The organism is Nocardia sp. NPDC003482, assembly GCF_053588115.1.
On record NZ_JBSFPI010000029.1, the window covers coordinates 1 to 18,478 of the forward strand.

At 70.1% G+C, this 18,478-nt stretch carries 20 protein-coding genes; 10 read left to right on the plus strand and 10 right to left on the minus strand.

What is annotated here, in order from left to right; genetic code table 11:
* Positions 1-49 precede the first annotated feature (49 nt).
* The 3 genes from ACWDSJ_RS32840 to ACWDSJ_RS32850 form a co-directional block, all read right to left on the minus strand.
* Positions 50-229, minus strand: coding sequence for a hypothetical protein (locus ACWDSJ_RS32840; protein ID WP_450036540.1), 180 nt, complete (start codon positions 227-229; stop codon positions 50-52).
* Positions 230-719: 490 nt separating this feature from the next.
* Complete coding sequence (locus tag ACWDSJ_RS32845) at positions 720-1,877, minus strand: AbrB family transcriptional regulator (protein ID WP_450036542.1); 1,158 nt, start codon at positions 1,875-1,877, stop codon at positions 720-722.
* Between the two features lie 108 nt (positions 1,878-1,985).
* Positions 1,986-3,362: a cystathionine beta-synthase gene (locus ACWDSJ_RS32850; RefSeq protein ID WP_387363276.1), complete on the minus strand. Its 1,377-nt coding sequence runs from the start codon at positions 3,360-3,362 to the stop codon at positions 1,986-1,988.
* 134 nt (positions 3,363-3,496) lie between these two features.
* Between ACWDSJ_RS32850 and ACWDSJ_RS32855 the strand changes: the two genes are divergently transcribed.
* From ACWDSJ_RS32855 to ACWDSJ_RS32865, 3 genes are all read left to right on the plus strand, one after another.
* Positions 3,497-3,955: a hypothetical protein gene (locus tag ACWDSJ_RS32855; RefSeq protein ID WP_387364232.1), complete on the plus strand. Its 459-nt coding sequence runs from the start codon at positions 3,497-3,499 to the stop codon at positions 3,953-3,955.
* A gap of 93 nt (positions 3,956-4,048) precedes the next feature.
* Positions 4,049-4,915 (plus strand): SGNH/GDSL hydrolase family protein, encoded by an 867-nt coding sequence (locus tag ACWDSJ_RS32860; protein ID WP_450036544.1) that lies wholly within the window; start codon positions 4,049-4,051, stop codon positions 4,913-4,915.
* 35 nt (positions 4,916-4,950) lie between these two features.
* On the plus strand, positions 4,951-6,171 hold the full coding sequence (locus ACWDSJ_RS32865; protein WP_387363270.1) for an acetyl-CoA C-acetyltransferase: 1,221 nt from the start codon (positions 4,951-4,953) through the stop codon (positions 6,169-6,171).
* Between the two features lie 68 nt (positions 6,172-6,239).
* Here the strand turns inward: ACWDSJ_RS32865 and ACWDSJ_RS32870 are convergent, their stop codons facing one another.
* Both ACWDSJ_RS32870 and ACWDSJ_RS32875 read right to left on the minus strand, forming a co-directional pair.
* Complete coding sequence (locus ACWDSJ_RS32870; RefSeq protein ID WP_387363267.1) at positions 6,240-7,097, minus strand: Bax inhibitor-1/YccA family protein; 858 nt, start codon at positions 7,095-7,097, stop codon at positions 6,240-6,242.
* A gap of 116 nt (positions 7,098-7,213) precedes the next feature.
* Complete coding sequence (locus ACWDSJ_RS32875; protein ID WP_450036546.1) at positions 7,214-8,353, minus strand: class I SAM-dependent methyltransferase; 1,140 nt, start codon at positions 8,351-8,353, stop codon at positions 7,214-7,216.
* A 72-nt stretch (positions 8,354-8,425) separates the two neighbouring features.
* Between ACWDSJ_RS32875 and ACWDSJ_RS32880 the strand changes: the two genes are divergently transcribed.
* From ACWDSJ_RS32880 to ACWDSJ_RS32890, 3 genes are read left to right on the plus strand one after another with little or no spacing between them, the layout of a single operon-like run.
* A complete protein-coding gene (locus ACWDSJ_RS32880) occupies positions 8,426-8,995 on the plus strand; it encodes an AMIN-like domain-containing (lipo)protein (RefSeq protein WP_450036548.1) in 570 nt (189 codons plus the stop codon).
* Positions 8,996-9,039: 44 nt separating this feature from the next.
* The gene (locus ACWDSJ_RS32885) at positions 9,040-9,513 is read left to right on the plus strand and encodes a hypothetical protein (RefSeq protein WP_450036550.1); all 474 of its coding nucleotides are present in this window, start codon (positions 9,040-9,042) and stop codon (positions 9,511-9,513) included.
* 51 nt (positions 9,514-9,564) lie between these two features.
* Complete coding sequence (locus ACWDSJ_RS32890) at positions 9,565-10,173, plus strand: DUF305 domain-containing protein (protein WP_450036552.1); 609 nt, start codon at positions 9,565-9,567, stop codon at positions 10,171-10,173.
* 41 nt (positions 10,174-10,214) lie between these two features.
* Here ACWDSJ_RS32890 and ACWDSJ_RS32895 read toward each other — a convergent pair whose 3' ends face one another.
* The 3 genes from ACWDSJ_RS32895 to ACWDSJ_RS32905 form a co-directional block, all read right to left on the minus strand.
* The gene (locus ACWDSJ_RS32895; protein WP_387364229.1) at positions 10,215-10,505 is read right to left on the minus strand and encodes a hypothetical protein; all 291 of its coding nucleotides are present in this window, start codon (positions 10,503-10,505) and stop codon (positions 10,215-10,217) included.
* 135 nt (positions 10,506-10,640) lie between these two features.
* Positions 10,641-12,317 (minus strand): DUF885 domain-containing protein, encoded by a 1,677-nt coding sequence (locus ACWDSJ_RS32900; protein WP_450036554.1) that lies wholly within the window; start codon positions 12,315-12,317, stop codon positions 10,641-10,643.
* A 7-nt stretch (positions 12,318-12,324) separates the two neighbouring features.
* A complete protein-coding gene (locus tag ACWDSJ_RS32905; protein WP_450036556.1) occupies positions 12,325-13,227 on the minus strand; it encodes an NADP-dependent oxidoreductase in 903 nt (300 codons plus the stop codon).
* Between the two features lie 65 nt (positions 13,228-13,292).
* Between ACWDSJ_RS32905 and ACWDSJ_RS32910 the strand changes: the two genes are divergently transcribed.
* From ACWDSJ_RS32910 to ACWDSJ_RS32920, 3 genes are all read left to right on the plus strand, one after another.
* The gene (locus ACWDSJ_RS32910) at positions 13,293-13,739 is read left to right on the plus strand and encodes a winged helix-turn-helix transcriptional regulator (protein WP_450036558.1); all 447 of its coding nucleotides are present in this window, start codon (positions 13,293-13,295) and stop codon (positions 13,737-13,739) included.
* 75 nt (positions 13,740-13,814) lie between these two features.
* Positions 13,815-14,990 carry a PucR family transcriptional regulator gene (locus ACWDSJ_RS32915; protein WP_450036560.1) on the plus strand — a complete coding sequence of 392 codons (1,176 nt, stop codon included), beginning with the start codon at positions 13,815-13,817 and terminating at the stop codon, positions 14,988-14,990.
* Between the two features lie 73 nt (positions 14,991-15,063).
* A complete protein-coding gene (locus ACWDSJ_RS32920; RefSeq protein WP_450036562.1) occupies positions 15,064-15,999 on the plus strand; it encodes an undecaprenyl-diphosphate phosphatase in 936 nt (311 codons plus the stop codon).
* A 1-nt stretch (position 16,000) separates the two neighbouring features.
* Here the strand turns inward: ACWDSJ_RS32920 and ACWDSJ_RS32925 are convergent, their stop codons facing one another.
* Entirely contained in the window at positions 16,001-16,936 is a 936-nt protein-coding gene (locus ACWDSJ_RS32925; protein WP_450036564.1) for a GlxA family transcriptional regulator, read from the minus strand.
* Between the two features lie 71 nt (positions 16,937-17,007).
* Between ACWDSJ_RS32925 and ACWDSJ_RS32930 the strand changes: the two genes are divergently transcribed.
* A complete protein-coding gene (locus ACWDSJ_RS32930) occupies positions 17,008-17,343 on the plus strand; it encodes a cupin domain-containing protein (protein WP_387363234.1) in 336 nt (111 codons plus the stop codon).
* Here ACWDSJ_RS32930 and ACWDSJ_RS32935 read toward each other — a convergent pair.
* Positions 17,328-18,470: a hypothetical protein gene (locus tag ACWDSJ_RS32935; RefSeq protein WP_450036567.1), complete on the minus strand. Its 1,143-nt coding sequence runs from the start codon at positions 18,468-18,470 to the stop codon at positions 17,328-17,330. The genes ACWDSJ_RS32930 and ACWDSJ_RS32935 overlap by 16 nt on opposite strands.
* Positions 18,471-18,478 lie beyond the last annotated feature (8 nt).

An 18,478-nucleotide genomic window follows, 5' to 3' on the forward strand; every position in this document is an offset into this window, starting at 1 on the left:
GAGTCTTGCCGGGCTCGGGGGGATCTGGAATGGCGACGCCGTACCGGCTTCACTGCGGGGCATTGGAGGCGGCGATCGTGGACGCCAGCGTGGTGGGCTCGACCGCGTCGGAGTGCTGTCCGGCGGCGCCCGCGATGGCGGCGACGGCGGCCAGGGCGAGGGTCGCCGAGCCCGCGGTGCGCGCGATCGCCTTGGTTCTGTTGTTCGCGATGAAGGACTTCGTCGTCATTTCGAGGTGGGTTTCCTACTCTGTATCGGCCGGTGGCCTGCAGCGGGCAGCGCGATACCAGGACGAGGACCCGTCGCTCGCGGGCTCGCCTTCGCGCTGAATGCTTTTGTGCTTGGACCGGGGAGAGACTGGCTCCCCAACTGACACGACCCGAATCTCGGTGATGGCCGGATGGTCCGGCGGCGGTCGTGTTTCCGCGTTGGTGTTGACTACTCCTCGTGCTGTGCAGACCTGAGGTCTGTTTTCGAACGAGGTCACAGGATGATTGCGGCAGGTTGCCGTAAACCTAACCGAAGGTTAACAGTAGGTGCTACGCGACCGTAAGTTGGACAGTTCGGTCTCGCTATAACCCTCTGAACTGCGGTTTTAGATAAACCTTATAGTGACCCGGATCACCAAGAAAGTTACCGTGTCGCGCTGGACGAGGGCCGTTTGTCCGCTCTTGGACAACGTCCGGTAACGGAAGGTCACGACCCGGTGACGCCGTACGTCAGCCCCCGCCACCTGCCGATACCGCTGCCCGCGCGACCATCGGGGGCGTCTCCCCACCCGGGTCGATCCGCGGCGCGACCGACGTCCGCAACACCCGGGTAACGACGGGCAGCAACAACACCGTCACGATCAACCGGATGCTCTGCACGCACGTGATCAGCGGCGTGTGCACATTCATCGTCTCGGCCGTGGCCAGTACGGCGTTGATGCCGCCCGGCGTGGTGGCCAGGTACAGATCGGTGGGCCGCAGATCCACGACCAGCCCGAGGCTCACCGCGACCGCGCCCACCAACCCCGACAGCGTCACCACCGCGGCGGTCACGGCCGGGATCAGGCGGGCCATCTCGACCACGACCGAACGGGTGAACCTGCCGCCCACCTCGAAACCGACGCACACGAACAGCAACTGCTTGAACAGATGCGTCGGCGCGTACCCGTGGCTCACCCCGGCGGCTGTGAGCAGCATGGCCAGCAGCATCGGACCGAGCAGCGCGGCGTTGGGCAGCCGCAGCCACCGGCCGACGCGAATTCCCAACAGGCACAACACGATAGCGATCGACAGCCCGGCCACCTGATCGCCGCGTCCGACGATCATCCAGGCGGGCAGATCCGGATTCGTGACCCGTCCGGCGACCTCGGCGGCGGACCCGTCGCCCTCCCCGAGCAGCGTCGCCACCACCGGCGCGCTGAGCGCCACGAACCCCACCCGCAGGTACTGCATGAACGCCACCCGCCGCGGATCGGCCCCCAACTCGTCGGCGCACGCGACCACGGCCGCCGAACCCCCGGCCATCATGCCGAGCGTCGCCGTCGGCAGGCTCATTCCGGCCACCCGGGCGAAGACGAGCGCCACCAGCACGCTGATCACCAGCGTGGCGATCGTGACCAGCAGCACCGGGACGAGATCCCATCCGATCGAGCGCAACAGCGCCACCTCGAGGTAGCTGCCCATGAGCACGCCCAACATCGCCTGCACGCCCACGCTCACCGGCCGCGGCAACGCGGCGGGCAGGCGACCGCTCAGCGCCAGCGCGGCGCCGACCACGAGCGAGACGATCATTGCCGCCGCGGGGAATCCGACGCGTTCGAGCAGCTCCGCGGCGGCGAGCACCGTGATACCCAGCAACACCAGCACACACGCCTGTCCCCGCGTCATACGACCCCATCCTCGTCGGCGCCCGTGAACTTCCGGTAACAGTCCAGTTATTCCCGTCCGGAAGTTACCTAACGGAAAGGAGCCGATCGAAGCGGTATCGAACGGGTGTCAGTAGCTGCTGAGAAAGCCCAGCAAATCGTGCCGGGTGATCACGCCGATGGGCTTGCCGTCCTCGACGACCATGAGCGCGTCGGTGGTCTCCAGGGCCTTGGTCGCGCTCGACACCGGCTCGCCGGAACCGATCAGCGGGAACGACTCGCTCATGTGCTTGGAGACCGGATCGGTCAGGTGCGCGCGACCCTCGAACACGGCCGAGAGCAGATCGCGCTCGCTGACGCTGCCCGCGACCTCACCGGCCATCACGGGCGGTTCCGCGCCGACCACCGGCATCTGCGAGACCCCGTACTCGCGCAGGATCTCGATGGCGTCGCGCAGCGTCTCCGACGGATGGGTGTGCACGAGATCGGGCAGCGCGCCGGACTTGCCGCGCAGCACCTCGCCGACCAGCGGTTCGCTGCGGCCGTCCAGGCGCGTGCTGAGGAAGCCGTAGGAGCTCATCCAGCGGTCGTTGAAGATCTTCGACAGATAGCCGCGGCCGCCGTCGGGCAGCAGCACCACGACCACCGCGTCCGGATCGCGCTCGGCCACCCGCAGGGCCGCGACCACGGCCATTCCGCACGAGCCGCCGACCAGCAGGCCCTCCTCGCGGGCCAGGCGGCGGGTCATCTCGAAGGAGTCGGCGTCGGAGACCGCGATGATCTCGTCGGGAATGCTCGGGTCGTAGGCGGTCGGCCAGAAGTCCTCGCCGACGCCCTCGACCAGATACGGCCGGCCGGTGCCGCCGGAGTACACCGAACCCTCGGGGTCGGCGCCGATGACCTTCACCTTCCCGTCGGAGACCTCCTTGAGGTAGCGGCCCGCGCCGGTGATCGTGCCGCCCGTGCCGACCCCGGCGACGAAATGGGTGACCCGGCCCTCGGTGTCGCGCCAGATCTCCGGGCCGGTGGTCTCGTAGTGGCTGGCCGGGCCGCCGGGGTTGGAGTACTGATCGGGCTTCCAGGCGCCGTCGATCTCGCGGACGAGACGGTCGGAGACGCTGTAGTAGCTGTCCGGATGCTCCGGCGGCACGGCGGTCGGGCACACCACGACCTCGGCGCCATAGGCGCGCAACACATTTCGCTTGTCCTCGCCGACCTTGTCGGGGCAGACGAATACGCACTTGTACCCGCGTTGCTGCGCGACCAGCGCCAGGCCCACCCCGGTGTTGCCGGAGGTCGGCTCGACGATCGTGCCGCCCGGCTTCAGCAGGCCCTGCTCCTCGGCCGCGTCGATCATCTTGACCGCGATCCGATCCTTGGAGCTGCCGCCCGGGTTGAGGTATTCGATCTTCGCCGCCACCAGGCCGGAGTTCGGCCCCACCACGGCGTTCAGCCGAACGAGCGGGGTGTTGCCGATCAGGTCGACGACGTGGTTCGCGATGCGCATGGCACCCATCGTTCCAGAACCCGCGCGGGGGCTCGGACCGGGTGCGGATCGATCGGCGCGTCCGATTTCCGGCGCGGCGTTTACCACAAAGCGCGACCGGGAACCGTATTCGCCCTATCATCGCCCGCGTGAGGATGCCGAAGACCGTCCGCGCTGCCGTGCTCGGGTCCCTCGGGACCATCGCGCTCGTCGCGCCCGCCGCCGCCCAGACCACCGAATTCCCGCAGACGCCGAGCATGTACTACGGCGGGTTCTGCTGGGGCAACATTCGGACCTGGGCCGACACCAGCCCCGACTACCCAGGCCGCGCGGTCGTCAATGTGCAGGCGCTGCCCATCCAGGGCGTCGGGCCCGGCCAGTACCCGTTCGCTCCGCTGTGCAATGTGGAGACCACGGTGTCCTGGCGCAATATGAACACCGGGGCCGCGGGCGAGTACCGCCTGAACGTGGTCACCGGCATCTACGGCAGCATCCTGTACGCGATGTTCCAGGACACCGGGCCGGGCCACATCGAGGTCATCGTCACCACCAACGCCCTGCACGCGCCCGCGCACGGCTCCTTCGAGGTCGCCGGTCCGCCACCGGGTCAGTAACCGTTCGCTCGGGGTCCGTGCTCACAGCCGAGCGATCCGGCACGATGTATGCAAGTCGATGTCGAGGCGGGAGAGGCTGTAGCGGAGGGTTTCGTGAGGACGTGGCGGACATTCGCGGTGACGGGAGCCGCGACCGTGGTGGCCGGTTCGGGTGCCACCGCCGGGTATTGGGCGACCTACAAGTTGCTGATGTCGCAGGCGCAGGCCGCGCGCACCGTGATCGGGCGCGATACGGCCAAGCCGCCGGAGGCGGACGGCGTGTACACCGCGGGCTGCCTCGCGCCGCGGCGCTGGCGCACCGGGGTGCCGTTCGATCTGCATCTGATGATCTTCGGCGACTCCACCGCGGCGGGCGTCGGCTGCGTCGACCCCGAGGACGTGCCGGGCGTGCGCATCGCGCGCGGCCTGGCCGAGGCGACCGGGCTGCGAATCCGGTTGAGCACCAAGGCGATATCGGGCGCCACCTCGAAAGGTCTTGCGGGACAAGTGGACGCGATGTTCGTCGCCGGACCGCCGCCGGACGCCGCGGTCATCCTCATCGGCGCGAACGACGTCACCAAGAAGCATTCGGTGCTGCGCTCGGCGCAGCGGCTGCGGCAGGCCGTGGGCCGGCTGCGCGCGGCGGGCAGCGTCGTCGTGGTCGGCACGTGCCCGGATCTCGGTACGGTGTCGGCGATTCCGCAACCGCTGCGCACGGTCGTGCACGGCTGGTGTCGGCGGCTGGCCCGCGCCCAGACCGCGGCGACGCTGGCCGCGGGCGCGAGTCCGGTCGCGATGGGCAATCTGCTCGGCCGCGAATTCCGCACCACCCCGGAGATCCTGTTCTCCACAGACGGCTTCCATCCCTCCGCGGCGGGCTACGAGCTGGCCGCCAAGCATCTGCTCCCGGCCCTGCTGCGCGAACTGCGCGCGAGCGACAGGGGCATACCGGGTGTTCCGGACCCGATGCCCGCGACGTAAATTCGGAGGAGCATCCGACGACAGAAGGAGTCCTCATGCCCGAGGCCGTCATCGTGTCCTACGCCCGTTCGCCCATCGGCCGGGCCGCCAAGGGCTCCCTGGTGAGCATGCGCCCGGACGATCTGGCCACCCAGATGGTGCGCGCCGCGCTCGACAAGGTGCCCGCGCTCGCGGCCTCCGACATCGACGACCTGATGCTGGGCTGCGGTCAGCCCGGCGGCGAGGGCGGCTTCAACATGGCCAAGGTGGTCGCCACCCAGCTCGGCTACGACTACCTGCCCGGCACCACGGTCAACCGCTACTGCTCCTCGTCGTTGCAGACCTCGCGCATGGCCTTTCACGCGATCAAGGCGGGCGAGGGCGAGGTGTTCGTCTCCGCGGGCGTCGAGACGGTGTCGCGGTTCCCGAAGGGCACCTCCGACGGCTGGCCCGACACCCACAACATCAAGTTCGCCGAGGCCGAGTCCCGCACGGTCGAACGCGCCCAGGGCGGCACCGACGGCTGGCAGGACCCGCGCGAGAACGATCTGCTGCCCGACATCTACATCGCCATGGGTCAGACCGCCGAGAACGTCGCCCAGTTCACCGGCATCTCCCGCGAGGAGCAGGACCACTGGGGCGTGCGTTCGCAGAACCGCGCCGAGGAGGCCATCAAGGCGGGCTTCTTCGAGCGCGAGATCACCCCGGTCACCCTGCCCGACGGCAGCGTCGTGAGCACCGACGACGGCCCCCGGCCCGGCACCACCTACGAGAAGATCTCGCAGCTCAAGCCGGTCTTCCGCCCCGACGGCACGGTCACCGCGGGCAATGCCTGCCCGCTCAACGACGGCGCCGCGGCGCTGGTCATCATGAGCGACACCAAGGCGCGCGATCTGGGCCTGACCCCGTTGGCCCGCATCGTGTCCACGGGCGTGTCCGGGTTGTCGCCGGAGATCATGGGCCTGGGCCCGATCGAGGCCAGCCGTCGCGCGCTGAAGCTCGCGGGCATGGGCATCGGCGATATCGACCTCTACGAGATCAACGAGGCGTTCGCGGTGCAGGTGCTCGGCTCGGCCCGCGAGCTCGGCATGGATCTGGACAAGCTGAACGTCTCCGGCGGCGCCATCGCCCTGGGCCACCCGTTCGGCATGACCGGCGCCCGCATCACCGCCACCCTCATCAACAACCTCCAGACCCACGACAAGCAGTTCGGCCTGGAGACCATGTGCGTGGGCGGCGGCCAGGGCATGGCGATGATCATCGAACGCCTCAGCTGATCCTCCGCTGAAAAGGCCACTGGCCCTCGGGATTTCCCGAGGGCCAGTGGTTTTCGGATACGTCGTGACTAGTCGCTCTGCAGGTAGCTCAGCAGTCGCAGGATCTCCAGGTACAGCCAGACCAGGGTGACGGTCAGGCCCAGCGCCACGCCCCAGGCCGCCTTCTCCGGCGCCTGCGCCCGGATGAGCTGATCGGCGGCGTCGAAGTCGAGCAGGAAGCTGAAGGCCGCGATGGCGATCACGACGAGGCTGAAGATGATCGAGATCGGGCCGCCGTCGCGCAGGCCGAAACCGCCCGGGGTGAAGAACGCCGCGATCAGGTTGCCGAGCATGAGCACCAGCACACCGATCATGGCGCCGAACATCATTCGGGTGAACCGCGGCGTGACCCGGATCGCGCCGGTCTTGTAGACGACCAGCATGCCGAAGAACACGCCGAAGGTGCCGAGCACCGCCTGGGCGATCAGCCCCGAACCGCCGACGCCGCCGAAGGCGACATTGGTGAACATGAACGACAGCGCGCCCAGGAACAGCCCCTCGGCCGCCGCGTAGCTCAGCACGATCGCCGGGTTGTCCTGCTTGCGCCCGAACGTCGCGACCATCACCAGCACGAAGCCGACCAGGCCGCCGACGATGACGAACAGCGGTGCCAGCGCGTGATTCGCCGCGGTGAGCCCGTAGGACAGCACGGCCGCCACGGTCACCACGCCCAGCGTGATGCCGGTCTTGGTGACGACGTCGTCGATGGTCATCGGCCGCGCGGCCGGGGCCGCCTGATACGGCTGCTGCTGCTGTTCGTAGCCGTACGGCTGCTGGCCGTACTGCCCGAACTGCCCGGCGCCCGCAGCCGCCGAACCGAATCCCGCGTATCCACCGCCCTGCTGTTGCGGTAACTGCTTGAAGATCGGGTTGCTAGTGGTGCGCACCGTCTCGTCGCCTTTCCGAGGTTCGCGGCCAACGTCGATCGTGACCGTTCTGATTGTCCAACGCCCGGTGCCGGAAGCAAGTTCCCGAACCGGACAGAAATCGGACATTCAGGACTCTACCGCGTACGCAACCCGCGTACCGAGCGCGTAACGGTGAACTTGCGACTGCGGCCCACCACATCCGTATGGCCCACCATGCGTTCCATCACGCCCCGATAGTTCAGGTGCGAGTTGTAGACCGTCCACAGCTCCCCGCCCGGCCGCAGCACCCGCCCGGTCTCGGCGAACATCTTGATGGCCGACCCCGTGTGCACCGCCGCGCCGATGTGGAAGGGCGGATTGCAGACCACGAGATCCGCACTGTGATCGGCGAGTTCGGACATGGCGTCGTCGCGCAGCACCTGCACGCGGTCGGCGACGTCGTTGGCCGCCGCGGTGGCGCGGGCGGAGGCGACCGCCGCGGCGGACTGATCGGTGCCGGTCACCGCGAGGTGCGGGCGGGCCTTGGCGAGGGCCACCGCGAGAATGCCGGTGCCGCAACCCAGATCGATGGCGTCGCGCGCGTCGGGCTTCATCCGGCGCAGATGCTCGAGCAGGAAGCGGGTGCCGATATCGAGCCGCGGCCCGGAGAACGCCGCGCCGTGCGCCACCACCTCGAGCCCCAGCTCATCGATCCGCTTGCGCACCGGAAAGGGCGGCTCCCCCAACGGTTTCGGGCCCTCCGCCAGGAGGATGCGCGACTTCTGCCGGCCCCGGCTGGCCCGCACCGACGAAAACGATTCGGCCAGTACCTCGTTCATGGCCGGGGTCAGGTACTTGTCCCGCGCCCCCGCGAAGATCCGCACATCCGGATCGGCGTAGCGCGCGATGGCGTCGGCGATCTCGGACAGGCCCGACAGCGCGCGGGGCAGCCGCAGCAGCACCACCTTGACATCGGCGAGCAACCCGCGCCCGAGCGGATGCGCGACATAGCGATCGGCCAGCCCGAGCGCGCGGGCGTTGTGGGCGAGGGCCTGTTCTCCCGTCAAGAGATCTTGATGCACCCGCACCTCGCGCAGATCGTGGGCCGCGATCGCGCCGAGGGTGAGCGCGCCGTAGCCGTCGTCGAGGACGGCCACGTGTCCGCTGCCCGCCTTCTCGAGCGATTCGGCCGCGACGTCGAGGATCAGGCGATCGGCGGCGTCGACGGCATAGAGGTTCACCGCCTCCACATCCGGATACCGCCGCAATCGGCTCAATACGTCGTCGACCAACACCCCTCTAGTGTGCTAGATCGTTGCCGTGTCGTCGCCACCACCCCAATGGTTACCCGGCATACCATCTGCCCCATGCGTAACAGGCTGGTATTCACCGCGATCGCGGGGTTGACGCTGCTGACGAGTTGCTCGACCGACTCGTCCCAGCCTGCCGCGCACCCCGCCGAGCACGTGGCGACCACCTCGGCTGCCCCGGCGCCGCCCACGAGCGTGGACCCGGAACAGGGCGATCCCTCGCCGGGCGCGCGCCTGACGGTCACGGGCGTGCGCCTCGGCCACCACCCCGGCTTCGATCGCGTGGTCTACGAACTCGGCGGCACCGGACGGCCGGGGTGGCGGGTGCGCTACACCGACCGGGCCGTCCAGGACGGGAGCGGGACGGCCGTGGCGGTGGCCGGGCGGTCCATCCTGGAGGTACAGATCCTCGGCTCGGCCTATCCCTGGGACAGCGGCGTCGCCGAATACGAGGGTCCGGATCCGGTCACCGATCCGGCGGTGCCGGGGATCATCGGGGTCTACGGCTCGCACGTCTACGAGGGCGCCACCCGGTCGTTCATCGGCATCGACGCGGACCGGCCCACGTTTTCCGTTGCGGCACTGGACAATCCGGCCCGCCTGGTGATCGATATCGCGACCCCCTGAGTCCGGCCTGGTTCGGCCGCGGCGCGCCGACCTAGACTGGCGGCGTGATCGCTTCCCGCCGAACGCCCCGCCGCTCGCGGCCGCTCGGGCTGTTCGTGCTGGTCGCCGGGATCGCGATCATGCATTCGGTCGTCTTCGCGGGTGGGCACGCGTCGGCCCACCCAACCACCGAACCCGCCACGCACGCCGCGGCCCAACCCATCACCGAACACGACAGGCACGCCGCGGCCCAACCCGCCACCGACCACGCCACGCAAGCCACGGCCCAACCCGCCGCGGCGCGGGCGCACGAACAGGCGGCCACCGCCGATCCGAGCCCCGCGCACGCCGGAATGCACGCGTGCGTCTTCGTCCTGTCCGCGCTCGCCCTCGTCCTGGGGCTCGCGCTGGTGGCGTGGGTCGGCGCGGATCGGGCCGATGCCGCGGCCGCCGCCGCGCGCGCCCGGCTGTCCCGGCAGCCACGCCCACCCCCGTGGACCGTGCCGTCCCTACCGGAGCTGTCGATCCTGCGGATCTGATGGGCGCTCGCGCGCGCCCTTCACCCAGACGAATCCCTCAGGAGGACAATCATGTTCGGCCCCCGTACCCGAACCACGCTCGCGGGCACCGGCATCGCCGTGGCCCTGCTCATGGCCGGCTGCAGCAACGGCGATGACACCGCGTCCCCGGCCACCACGACCATGTCCGGTATGAACCACGGCGGCGGCACGACCACCGCCGACGCGGGTTTCGCCGATGCCGACATCACTTTCCTGCAGATGATGTATCCGCATCACGCCCAGGCCCTCGATATGGCGAAACTGGTCCCCGGCCGCTCACAGAACCCCCAGGTGATCGCCCTGGCCGGGGAGATCGAGAAGGCCCAGGCCCCCGAGATGCAGCAGATCACCGATCTGCTGCGCGCGGCGGGCAGGCCCGCGCCCTCCGCCGATATGGGCCACGATATGCCCGGCATGATGACGCACGACGAAATGGCCGCGCTGCAAGGACTTTCGGGCGCGGACTTCGACCGGGAGTGGCTGCGGATGATGATCGCGCACCATCAGGGCGCGGTCACCATGAGCAACACCGAACTCACCGACGGCCGAGACGCCCGAACCAAGGCCCTGGCCCAGGCCATCGTCACCGCCCAGCAGGCGGAGATCGACCGGATGCACACCCTGCTCACCCAGTCCTGAGCACCGCCGACGCCGGGATGACGCGCGACGTCATCCCGGCATCAGCTGCCGATGACGGCGTTCATGATCGTGCCCGCGCTGGTGGCCGTGGCGCCGCCGATCATGGCTCCCGCGACCATCTTCGGGGATTCGAGGGCGCCGCCGCTCCACTTCTCCCAGGCGAAGCGCCCGCCGCCGTAGGTGATGGCGCTGACGCCGGAGAGCAGGACGAACCAGGTGAAGTAGCGGACCATCTTCATGATCTTGTCCGCGGCCGGGGGCGTTTCCGGGGTCGGATTGCCGACCTGGGCGACCACCGTCGTGTACATGTCGTGTGCTGCGGCGAGAACCATGCTCACGGTAGTTGTCCTTTCGGATGCTGCGAGGGCGGAGCATGCTGGAAGAACTCGTCGTACCAGTCCATTGAACAGCACGCCGGTTGTTTGCCGCAGGCGGACACACCGTTTCGGCCGCTGACGGGCCGGGCCTCAGAGCGTCGCGGCGAGCTCCCGCAGCACCGGTAGGCTCACCGACCCGGAGCCCAGCACGGTGTCGTGAAAGGTCTTGATGTCGAAGCGCTCCCCGAGCCGCTCGGCGACCCGCGCCCGCTGCCGCGCGATCTCCAGCTGTCCGACCTTGTAACCGACCGCTTGCCCCGGTATGGCGATATACCGATCGACCTCGGTCTCGAGTTCGGTGCGCCCGATCGGGACGTGCGCGACCATGAAGTCGATCGCGCGCTGCCTGCTCCAGCCCCGCGCGTGCAGACCGGTGTCGACCACGAGCCGCGCCGAGCGGAACGAATCGGCCGCCAGCATGCCGATCCGGGCGAGATCGTCCGGATACAGCCCCATCTCGTCGGCGAGGCGTTCGGTGTAGAGCGCCCAGCCCTCCACGAACGCGGTGTTGGCGAAGGACTGCCGCTGGAAGCGCGGCACCCCGGTCAGCTCGTTCGCGATCGTGAGTTGCAGGTGATGACCGGGAATGGCCTCGTGGTAGGCGATGGCCCGGGTCTGGTAGCGGGGCTGATCGGACGGGTCGTACAAGTTCACGAAGTAGGTCCCCGGCCGCGAGCCGTCGGCGGCGGGCGGAAAGTAGTACGCCCCGGCCACATCCGCCGCGAGGAACTCCGGCACCGGCACGATGGCGCACGACTCCTCGGGCAGCCGCCCGAACCAGTCGGGCATGGCCGCGTCGGCGTCGGCCAGCGCGGCGCGCGCGTCGGCCAGGATCTCCGCCCCGTCGCGGTAGCGCAGCGCCGGATCCGCGCGCAGGCGCTCGAAGATCTCGGCCTGATCCCGCAGCCCGAACAGCGCGCCGCCCACCCGCGCGTACTCCTCGCGCAGCCGTTCCAACTCGGCCAGACCCAGCGCGTGGATCTCCTCGGCCCCCAGATCGTCGAGCGTCGTGTGCCTGCGCAGTAGCCGCCGGTAGATGTCCTCGCCGTCGGATCCGAGCCAGCACAGCCCGGCCTTGTCGTCGGGTCGCGCCGCGGGCAGCAGTTCTTCGGCCAGCACCGTCCGGTACTCGCGCAGGGCCGGGCGGATCACCTCGCTCGCCACCTCGGACAGCGTTGCGCGCCAAGCGGATTCACCGTCCCAGTCGGCCGGGCCGGGGAAGGTGACGAACGGATCGTCCGCCGGATTCGAGGCGAGGTATCCGTCGAGTTGGTTCAGCGACCGCTCGACCACGACCCGCGCGGGCGCGCGCCCGGCCGCCAGCCCCGCCCGGAACCGCTCCGCGGCCTGCGCGAACAGGGTGTCGAACTGCCGGAACCGGTGCACCAGGGCCAGTGCGTTCTCCGGCGCGGGGGCATTGGTCTGCGGCGCCAGGGTCAAGGTCGCCGCGTGCACGCCGTCCATCTGATCGCACGCCATCTCCACCGGCCGCCACTCCAGCTGGTCGACGGCCGAGGCCAGCTCCTGGATCAGCAACGCCCGGGTGATCCGGTCCCGGTCGGTCAACGCCGCCGCGTCGAGGGCCGAAACCCGTTGCAGCAGGCCCTGATACACGCCGGTCAACCGCTGTTCGGCCGCCTCGGAGAGATCCTCGATCCGGTCGTCGAAGCGGCGATCCCCCAGCAGGGTCGCGGCACCGGGCGCCGCCTCGAGCACGGTGTCCCAGTACTTCTCGGCCAGATCGACGAGTTCGGCGTGCGCGTCCATCACCCCATCATGCCGCGCCCCACGGCACCAGCACGATCTTCCCGCGCACCCGGCCGGATTCGCTGATCCGGTGCGCCTCGGCCACCTCCGCCAGCGACATCACCCGCGCCACCTCCACCCGCAACCGCCCCGCGTCGATCAACGCCACGATCTCGCGCAGATCCGCCCCGGACGGCTCGACGTAGAACCGGACGTACCGCGGATCGCCCTCGGCGTCGGAGCCCAGCGCGTCCACATACCGCCCCTCCGGCCGCAACACCCGCAGCGAGCGCTTGCCGTAGGAGCCGCCGACAAGATCCAACACCATGTCGACATCGCGCACGACCGTGCTGAAATCCGTTGCGCGGTAATCGATCAGCTCGCTCGCGCCGAGCCCCAGCAGGAATTCGTGATTGTCCGCGCGCGCCGTCCCCAGCACCTCCGCGCCCCGCGCGACGGCGATCTGCACGGCCAGATGCCCGACGCCGCCGGCCGCCGCGTGGATCAGCACCCGTTCCCCGGCCCGCAGCCCCGCGAGCGCCTGCCACGCGGTCGTCGCCGCACTGGGCAGCGCGGCGGCGTGGACGTGATCCAGCGCCTCCGGCTTGCGCACCAGCGACTCCGACTGCGCCACAACGTATTCCGCGTACGCGCCGAACCTGCCGAACACCATCCCGAACACCTCCTCCCCCACCGCGAACCCGGTCACGCCCGATCCGAGCGCGGCGACCGTGCCCGAGACGTCGAATCCGAGCGTGAACGGCGGGTCGCCCAGCAGGACGTGCCCCGCGCGCACCTTCCAATCCGCCGGATTCACCGATGTGGCCGCCACCCGGACGAGCACCTCGCCCGGTCCGGGCTCGGGACGGGGAATCTCGATGGTGCGCAACACATCCGGGCCACCGAAGCTGTTCTGACTGATCGCTCGCATACTCCGATTCTGGGCGCTGTAGTATCCGCGGGAAAGTAGGCACTATTTCCATACCGAGGTACCCGATGGATACCGTGGACTCCTGGATCGGCTCCGATGATCTGGTCGACAGCTACCTGAACCGCTGCCCCGCCCGCGAACTGCTGTCGGTGCTCGCCGACAAATGGGTACTGCTGGTGCTCGGCGCGCTGCGCGTGGACGGGAAACCCGTGCGGTTCAACGCGTTGCGCCGCCGCCTCGACGGCATCACCCAGAAGATGCTCACCCAGACCCTGCGCACCCTGGAACGCGAGGGCCTGGTCCGCCGCGCGGTATACCCGACCGTGCCGCCGCGGGTGGAGTACTCCCTCACCGAACTGGGCGAGGACCTGGGCCGGTTGACCCATGCCATGGGTTCGTGGGTCGTCGCCCACCAGGGCGAACTGGCCACCGCCCGAGCGCGATTCGACGAGCGTGAGGCCGATCTCACACCGCCGGAACCCCTACCGGTCGCATCCCGGACGGTTGCGTAGCGACCGGCACGCTCGATAGAGTCGGCCGCTACTGGGAACGTTCGTGTTCCTCGAAGACGCGATTGCGGAGTCTCCATGAACGGACGCGCCCGACACGATGTCCGGAATCTCTCGCGACAACTGGTCGGCCATTTCGCCAGGCATGTGGCACCGTGCGCGACCCTGCCCGGTGACGCGTTACGCGGCGACATCACCGCCGTCACCCGCGTCTGCCTGGAACTGACCATCGACGTCCTCGAGGGCCGATGCCCCGACGACAAGGTCGAATTCCTGCGGCAGGCCGCCGCGGGCTGGGCGCGCGAGGGCATCCCGATCGATACCGTGCACCACGCCGTGCACGAGGGCTTCCGGGTGGCGTTCGATCTGCTGCTCACCCAGACCGAACCGCACGAGCGGCCGGAGAATCCGGCCCAGCTGCTCCTGCAGGTCCTGGACACGATCACCCCGGCGGTCTCGCTGGCGTACGTGCGCGAACACCAGGCGGCGGTCAGCGAACACCACACGGCCGTGCACACCCTGGTGTCGGCGCTGCTGTCGGGGCATCCGACCTCGACCATGGCCCGGGAGAGCGGCGTGGAGATCGCGCCGGAGTACGCCGTGCTGGCGATGAGCCTGCCCCGCCATCGCGACGAGGACCGGCCGGGCGTGGACGGCAAAGTCGTTGCGCGCCGCAAACTTCGGCGATTGCAGGCCGAGCTGGCCCGCTCCGGTGACGGGCGGGTGCTGTCGCTGCTCAGCGTCGACGGCGGCACCGTGCTCGTGCCCGCGGACGCGATCGCCGACGAGGAACTGGATCCGCTCGTCGCCCGGCTCGCCGAGGCCGCCCAGGTGCCGATCACCGCCACGGTCGTCACCGCCGCCACCGCCGAGATCCCCGGCTGCGCGGACCGCGCCCACGAACTCCTCGACACCGTGCTGCGGCTGGGCAGCCCGCCCGCGCTCTACCGCTTCGCCGATCTGGCGATGGAGTACCAGCTCACCCGCCCCGGGCCGGGCCTGGACCGGCTCGGCACCCTGCTCGATCCGCTCGACGACCACCCGGATCTGCTCGAGACCCTGCGCAGTCACCTCGCCACGGGCCTGTCCCGGCAGCGCACCGCGCGACAGCTCCAGGTGCACACCAACACCGTCGACTACCGCCTCAAGCGCGTCGGCCAGCTCACCGGTCTGGACCCGACCGAGCCGAGCGGACTGTGGTATCTGCGCGCCGCGCTGGTGGCGCGCACCTACCGCAATCATGCTGAGGGATAGGGCATTTCGGGCATTGTGCCCACCTGTGGGGTGATCATGATCCGGCCCCGGGGCTGTGCGAGACTCGTGCTCGATGATCACCTACTCACAGGCCGCCGTGATCGGGGCGGTGCAGGGTGTCACCGAACTCTTCCCGATCTCCAGTCTCGGACACTCGGTGCTGGTCGCGGACTGGGTCGGCGGCAGTTGGCGGCAGGCGAGCCAGGGCCGATCCGGCAGGGGCACAGCGTATCTCGCGGTCGTGGTCGCGATGCACGTGGCGACGGCGGTGGCCCTGCTCGGACACTATCGGCGCGATTGGCTCGCCATCGCGGGCGGTTTCGTGGCGTCGGTGCGCACCGGGCGCGCGGAGACCGTGCCGCAACGGCTCGCCTGGCTGATCATCCTCGCCACCGTCCCCGTGGGCGTGCTCGGACCGCTGCTGGATCACGAACTGCACGCCCTGTCGGTCACCCCGCTGGAGACGAGCGTCGTGCTCACCGCCAACGGCGCGGTGCTGATCGTGGGCGAGGGGCTGCGCCGCCGCAACGAGCCGTCGCTCGCGGAGTACGGCCGCCGCTTCGCCCGCCGCCGGGCGCACGGCGGTGTCGCGCTCCTCGACCCGGCGACCCCGCGCCAATCCGACCGTCCCCTGGCGGCTTTGAGCTGGTGGGAGGCGATCGCCATCGGCTTCGCCCAAACCGGCGCGCTGCTCAGCGGTTTCAGCCGCGCCGGGCTCAGCATGGTCGGCGGCCTGTGGCGCGGCCTGGAGAACGAGCACGCCGCCAAATTCGCCTTCCTCCTGGCGACGCCCACCATCCTCGGCGCGGGCCTGGTCGAACTCCCCGAACTGTTCAACCCCCGCATCGCCCCCGCCCGCGGCCCGATCCTGGTGGGCGCGCTCGTCTCCGGCGTCTGTTCCTGGCTCGCGGTGCGCTACCTCGAACGCTACTTCCGCACCCGCACCCTGCTCCCGTTCGCCACCTACTGCCTCGTCGCGGGCGGCCTGTCGATCCTGCACTTCGGCTGAATCACGGCGTCCGGAACGCCCGCCGGTACGCGCCCGGCGTCGTTCCCACCCGGTCGCGGAAGCGGCGGCGCAGGTTGACCGCCGAGGTGAGGCCGACGCGGACGGCGATGGCGTCGATGGGGAGATCCGTCTGCTCCAACAGGTTTCGGGCCTCGGCCACGCGGCGGGCGAGCAGCCACGCGCCGGGGCTGGTGCCCAGTTGGTCGGCGAAGCGGCGGGCCAGCGTGCGCGGGGAGACGCGCAGATGCGCGGCCATGTCCTCGACCGTGAGCGGCTTGTCCAGGCGCGCCTCCACCCATTCGAGCAACCCGTCCAGGGCGTCGGAAGGCGGTGGCGGCGGGGCGAATTGGATCTGGCCGCCCTCGCGGTGCGGGGGCAGCACCATGTGCCGGGCGAGCAGCGCGGCGTGCGCGGCGCCGTGATCCTTGCGGACCAGGTGCAGGCACAGATCGATGCCCGCGCCCGCACCGGCGCTGGTGGCCACGTCGCCGTGATCGACGTAGAGCACGTCGGGCTCGACCCGGATCGCGGGGAACTCCCATTCGAGCTGTGCCGCGCGCGCCCAATGGGTGGTCGCCGACCGGCCGTCCAGCAGACCCGTGCGAGCCAGCGCGAACACCCCCGAACAGATCGTCACCAGCCGCGCCCCGCGCGCGTGCGCCCGCAGCAGCGCCCGACGCACGGCGGGCGGCAACGGCGTCTCCACCGGCAGCCAGCCGGGGATGAGCACGGTGTCGGCGGTGTCGAGCGCCGACAGGTCGCGGGTGACGTTCAGCGCGTACCCCGCGGTCGTCGGCACCGGTCCGGGCCGCTCGGCGCACACCTCGAACTCGTAGTACTGCGGCACCCCGGCCCGGGGCGTGCCGAACACCTCTGCGCCACAACCCAGTTCGAAGGTCGATTGCACCGGCCGCACGAGGGCCACCACACGATGCATGGCAAAAAAGTACCCTATGACGTCTTATCGGACACTGTCCGGACCCCACCGCACGGAGCACGGTAGGAGTCATGCACCCCGAGATCCTCGCCCAGGACGGCTACACCTCGAACACCGCCGCCGACGCCCCGGTCCGCGAACTCTTCCCAGGCGTCCGGCTGCGCACCCTCTGGACCGGACCGAACGGCGCGCACGCCCACCTCCTCGAGATGGACCCCGGCTCCGGATGGCCCCGCCGCGACGTGCACGAACCGGGCCCCGAGGAGGTCTACGTCGTCGCGGGCACCTTCCACGACGGCGCCCGCGACTACGGCCCCGGCACGTTCCTGCACGCCCCGGCCGGTTCCTGGCACATCCCCGCGACCACCACCGGCTGCACCCTGTTCCTGTTCTATCCCGAGGGCTGACGGACCATTCCCGGCGAGGCGACGGTCAGCCGCAGCACGTCGTCGCGACAGGAGAGCACGAGTTCGAACCAGTCCGCCGTCCGGGTGCGCGCGACGACGCCGTCCGCCTCGACCGACGCGTCGACCTTCCAGCCGCGCTGTTCCCAGATCCGCACGAGCACCGGCAGATAGCCGCGCGCGCGATCGGGCGGCGGCGGTTCGAGCCGGAACCGGGCGTCGAGCCGCTCGAACTCCGACACCCCGCCCGCGTCGTCGTCGCAGGGCAGCATCGTCTCGTCCAGCGGTTCCACGCGCAGCTGACCGCCGAGCGCCGTCGACAGTTCGCCGACGAGTTCGTGGATGCGCGCCCGCGCGGTGTCCTCGGTGAGCTTCGCGTTCCACACCACCGCGCGCGCCACCCGCGGCGGCGGCCCCGGTTCGGCGACGGGTTCGGGAGCGGTCGCGGGCGGGAAGCCGCGGCTCATCATGTCGTCGAGGGTCGCGCCGAATGCCAGGGGCCGGTCCAGGTTCCCGCCCGCCTCCCAGCCGATGGTCCCCGCGGGCAGATCCGGCGACACGAAGTAGTACGTGCCGCCCAGCCCCCGCGTGACGAGCATGGCCCGATCCACCGGAATATCCTCGCCCGCTTGCCAATTGCGCACCGGCAGCAGCCCCAGCTCCGCGTAGGTCAGCATGTCGCGCGGCCGGACGGGCCCGAAGGAGACGCGGTCCAGATCGGTGAAGCCCGCGTGCACCGAGGTGAGGAATTCGCGCAGCGCCTCGGGCAGCGCGCCCCAGTGCGCCGGGACGGCGGCGCCGAAGGTGGCGGGATCCCAGCCGATCCGGAACTCGTGCTCCCGGAACCGGTTTCGTATCCCGTAGAGCAACACCCAGTCCCCGCGCAGCAGGCACACCCGCACATCCTCCAGGCAGCGCGCGAGCACCGACGCGAACCTCGGCAGCAGATCGACGACCTCGCGCGGCCACAGCGCCAGCGCGGCGGCGCACCGGTCCCACGCGACCTCGCTGCCCGCGATCCCCGCCCAGCGCGCCGGAACGTGAGCGGCGGCCGCGGACCCGGGCTCGACCAGCAGCGCGGCGCCGGGCCCGAATTCCTGGACCACACGGGCGAATTCGACAGTGTCCACGCCGTCAT

Bases quoted from the DNA above. Each gene is read 5' to 3' on its own strand.
- ACWDSJ_RS32895 (WP_387364229.1), bottom strand. From the start codon at position 10,505: ATGGTTCTCGCCGCAGCACACGACATGTACACGACGGTGGTCGCCCAG.
- ACWDSJ_RS32890 (WP_450036552.1), top strand. From the start codon at position 9,565: ATGTTCGGCCCCCGTACCCGAACCACGCTCGCGGGCACCGGCATCGCC.
- ACWDSJ_RS32925 (WP_450036564.1), bottom strand. From the start codon at position 16,936: ATGCATCGTGTGGTGGCCCTCGTGCGGCCGGTGCAATCGACCTTCGAA.
- ACWDSJ_RS32840 (WP_450036540.1), bottom strand. From the start codon at position 229: ATGACGACGAAGTCCTTCATCGCGAACAACAGAACCAAGGCGATCGCG.
- ACWDSJ_RS32920 (WP_450036562.1), top strand. From the start codon at position 15,064: ATGATCACCTACTCACAGGCCGCCGTGATCGGGGCGGTGCAGGGTGTC.
- ACWDSJ_RS32910 (WP_450036558.1), top strand. From the start codon at position 13,293: ATGGATACCGTGGACTCCTGGATCGGCTCCGATGATCTGGTCGACAGC.
- ACWDSJ_RS32850 (WP_387363276.1), bottom strand. From the start codon at position 3,362: ATGCGCATCGCGAACCACGTCGTCGACCTGATCGGCAACACCCCGCTC.
- ACWDSJ_RS32845 (WP_450036542.1), bottom strand. From the start codon at position 1,877: ATGACGCGGGGACAGGCGTGTGTGCTGGTGTTGCTGGGTATCACGGTG.
- ACWDSJ_RS32855 (WP_387364232.1), top strand. From the start codon at position 3,497: ATGCCGAAGACCGTCCGCGCTGCCGTGCTCGGGTCCCTCGGGACCATC.
- ACWDSJ_RS32905 (WP_450036556.1), bottom strand. From the start codon at position 13,227: ATGCGAGCGATCAGTCAGAACAGCTTCGGTGGCCCGGATGTGTTGCGC.
- ACWDSJ_RS32880 (WP_450036548.1), top strand. From the start codon at position 8,426: ATGCGTAACAGGCTGGTATTCACCGCGATCGCGGGGTTGACGCTGCTG.
- ACWDSJ_RS32930 (WP_387363234.1), top strand. From the start codon at position 17,008: ATGCACCCCGAGATCCTCGCCCAGGACGGCTACACCTCGAACACCGCC.
- ACWDSJ_RS32915 (WP_450036560.1), top strand. From the start codon at position 13,815: ATGAACGGACGCGCCCGACACGATGTCCGGAATCTCTCGCGACAACTG.
- ACWDSJ_RS32865 (WP_387363270.1), top strand. From the start codon at position 4,951: ATGCCCGAGGCCGTCATCGTGTCCTACGCCCGTTCGCCCATCGGCCGG.
- ACWDSJ_RS32900 (WP_450036554.1), bottom strand. From the start codon at position 12,317: ATGGACGCGCACGCCGAACTCGTCGATCTGGCCGAGAAGTACTGGGAC.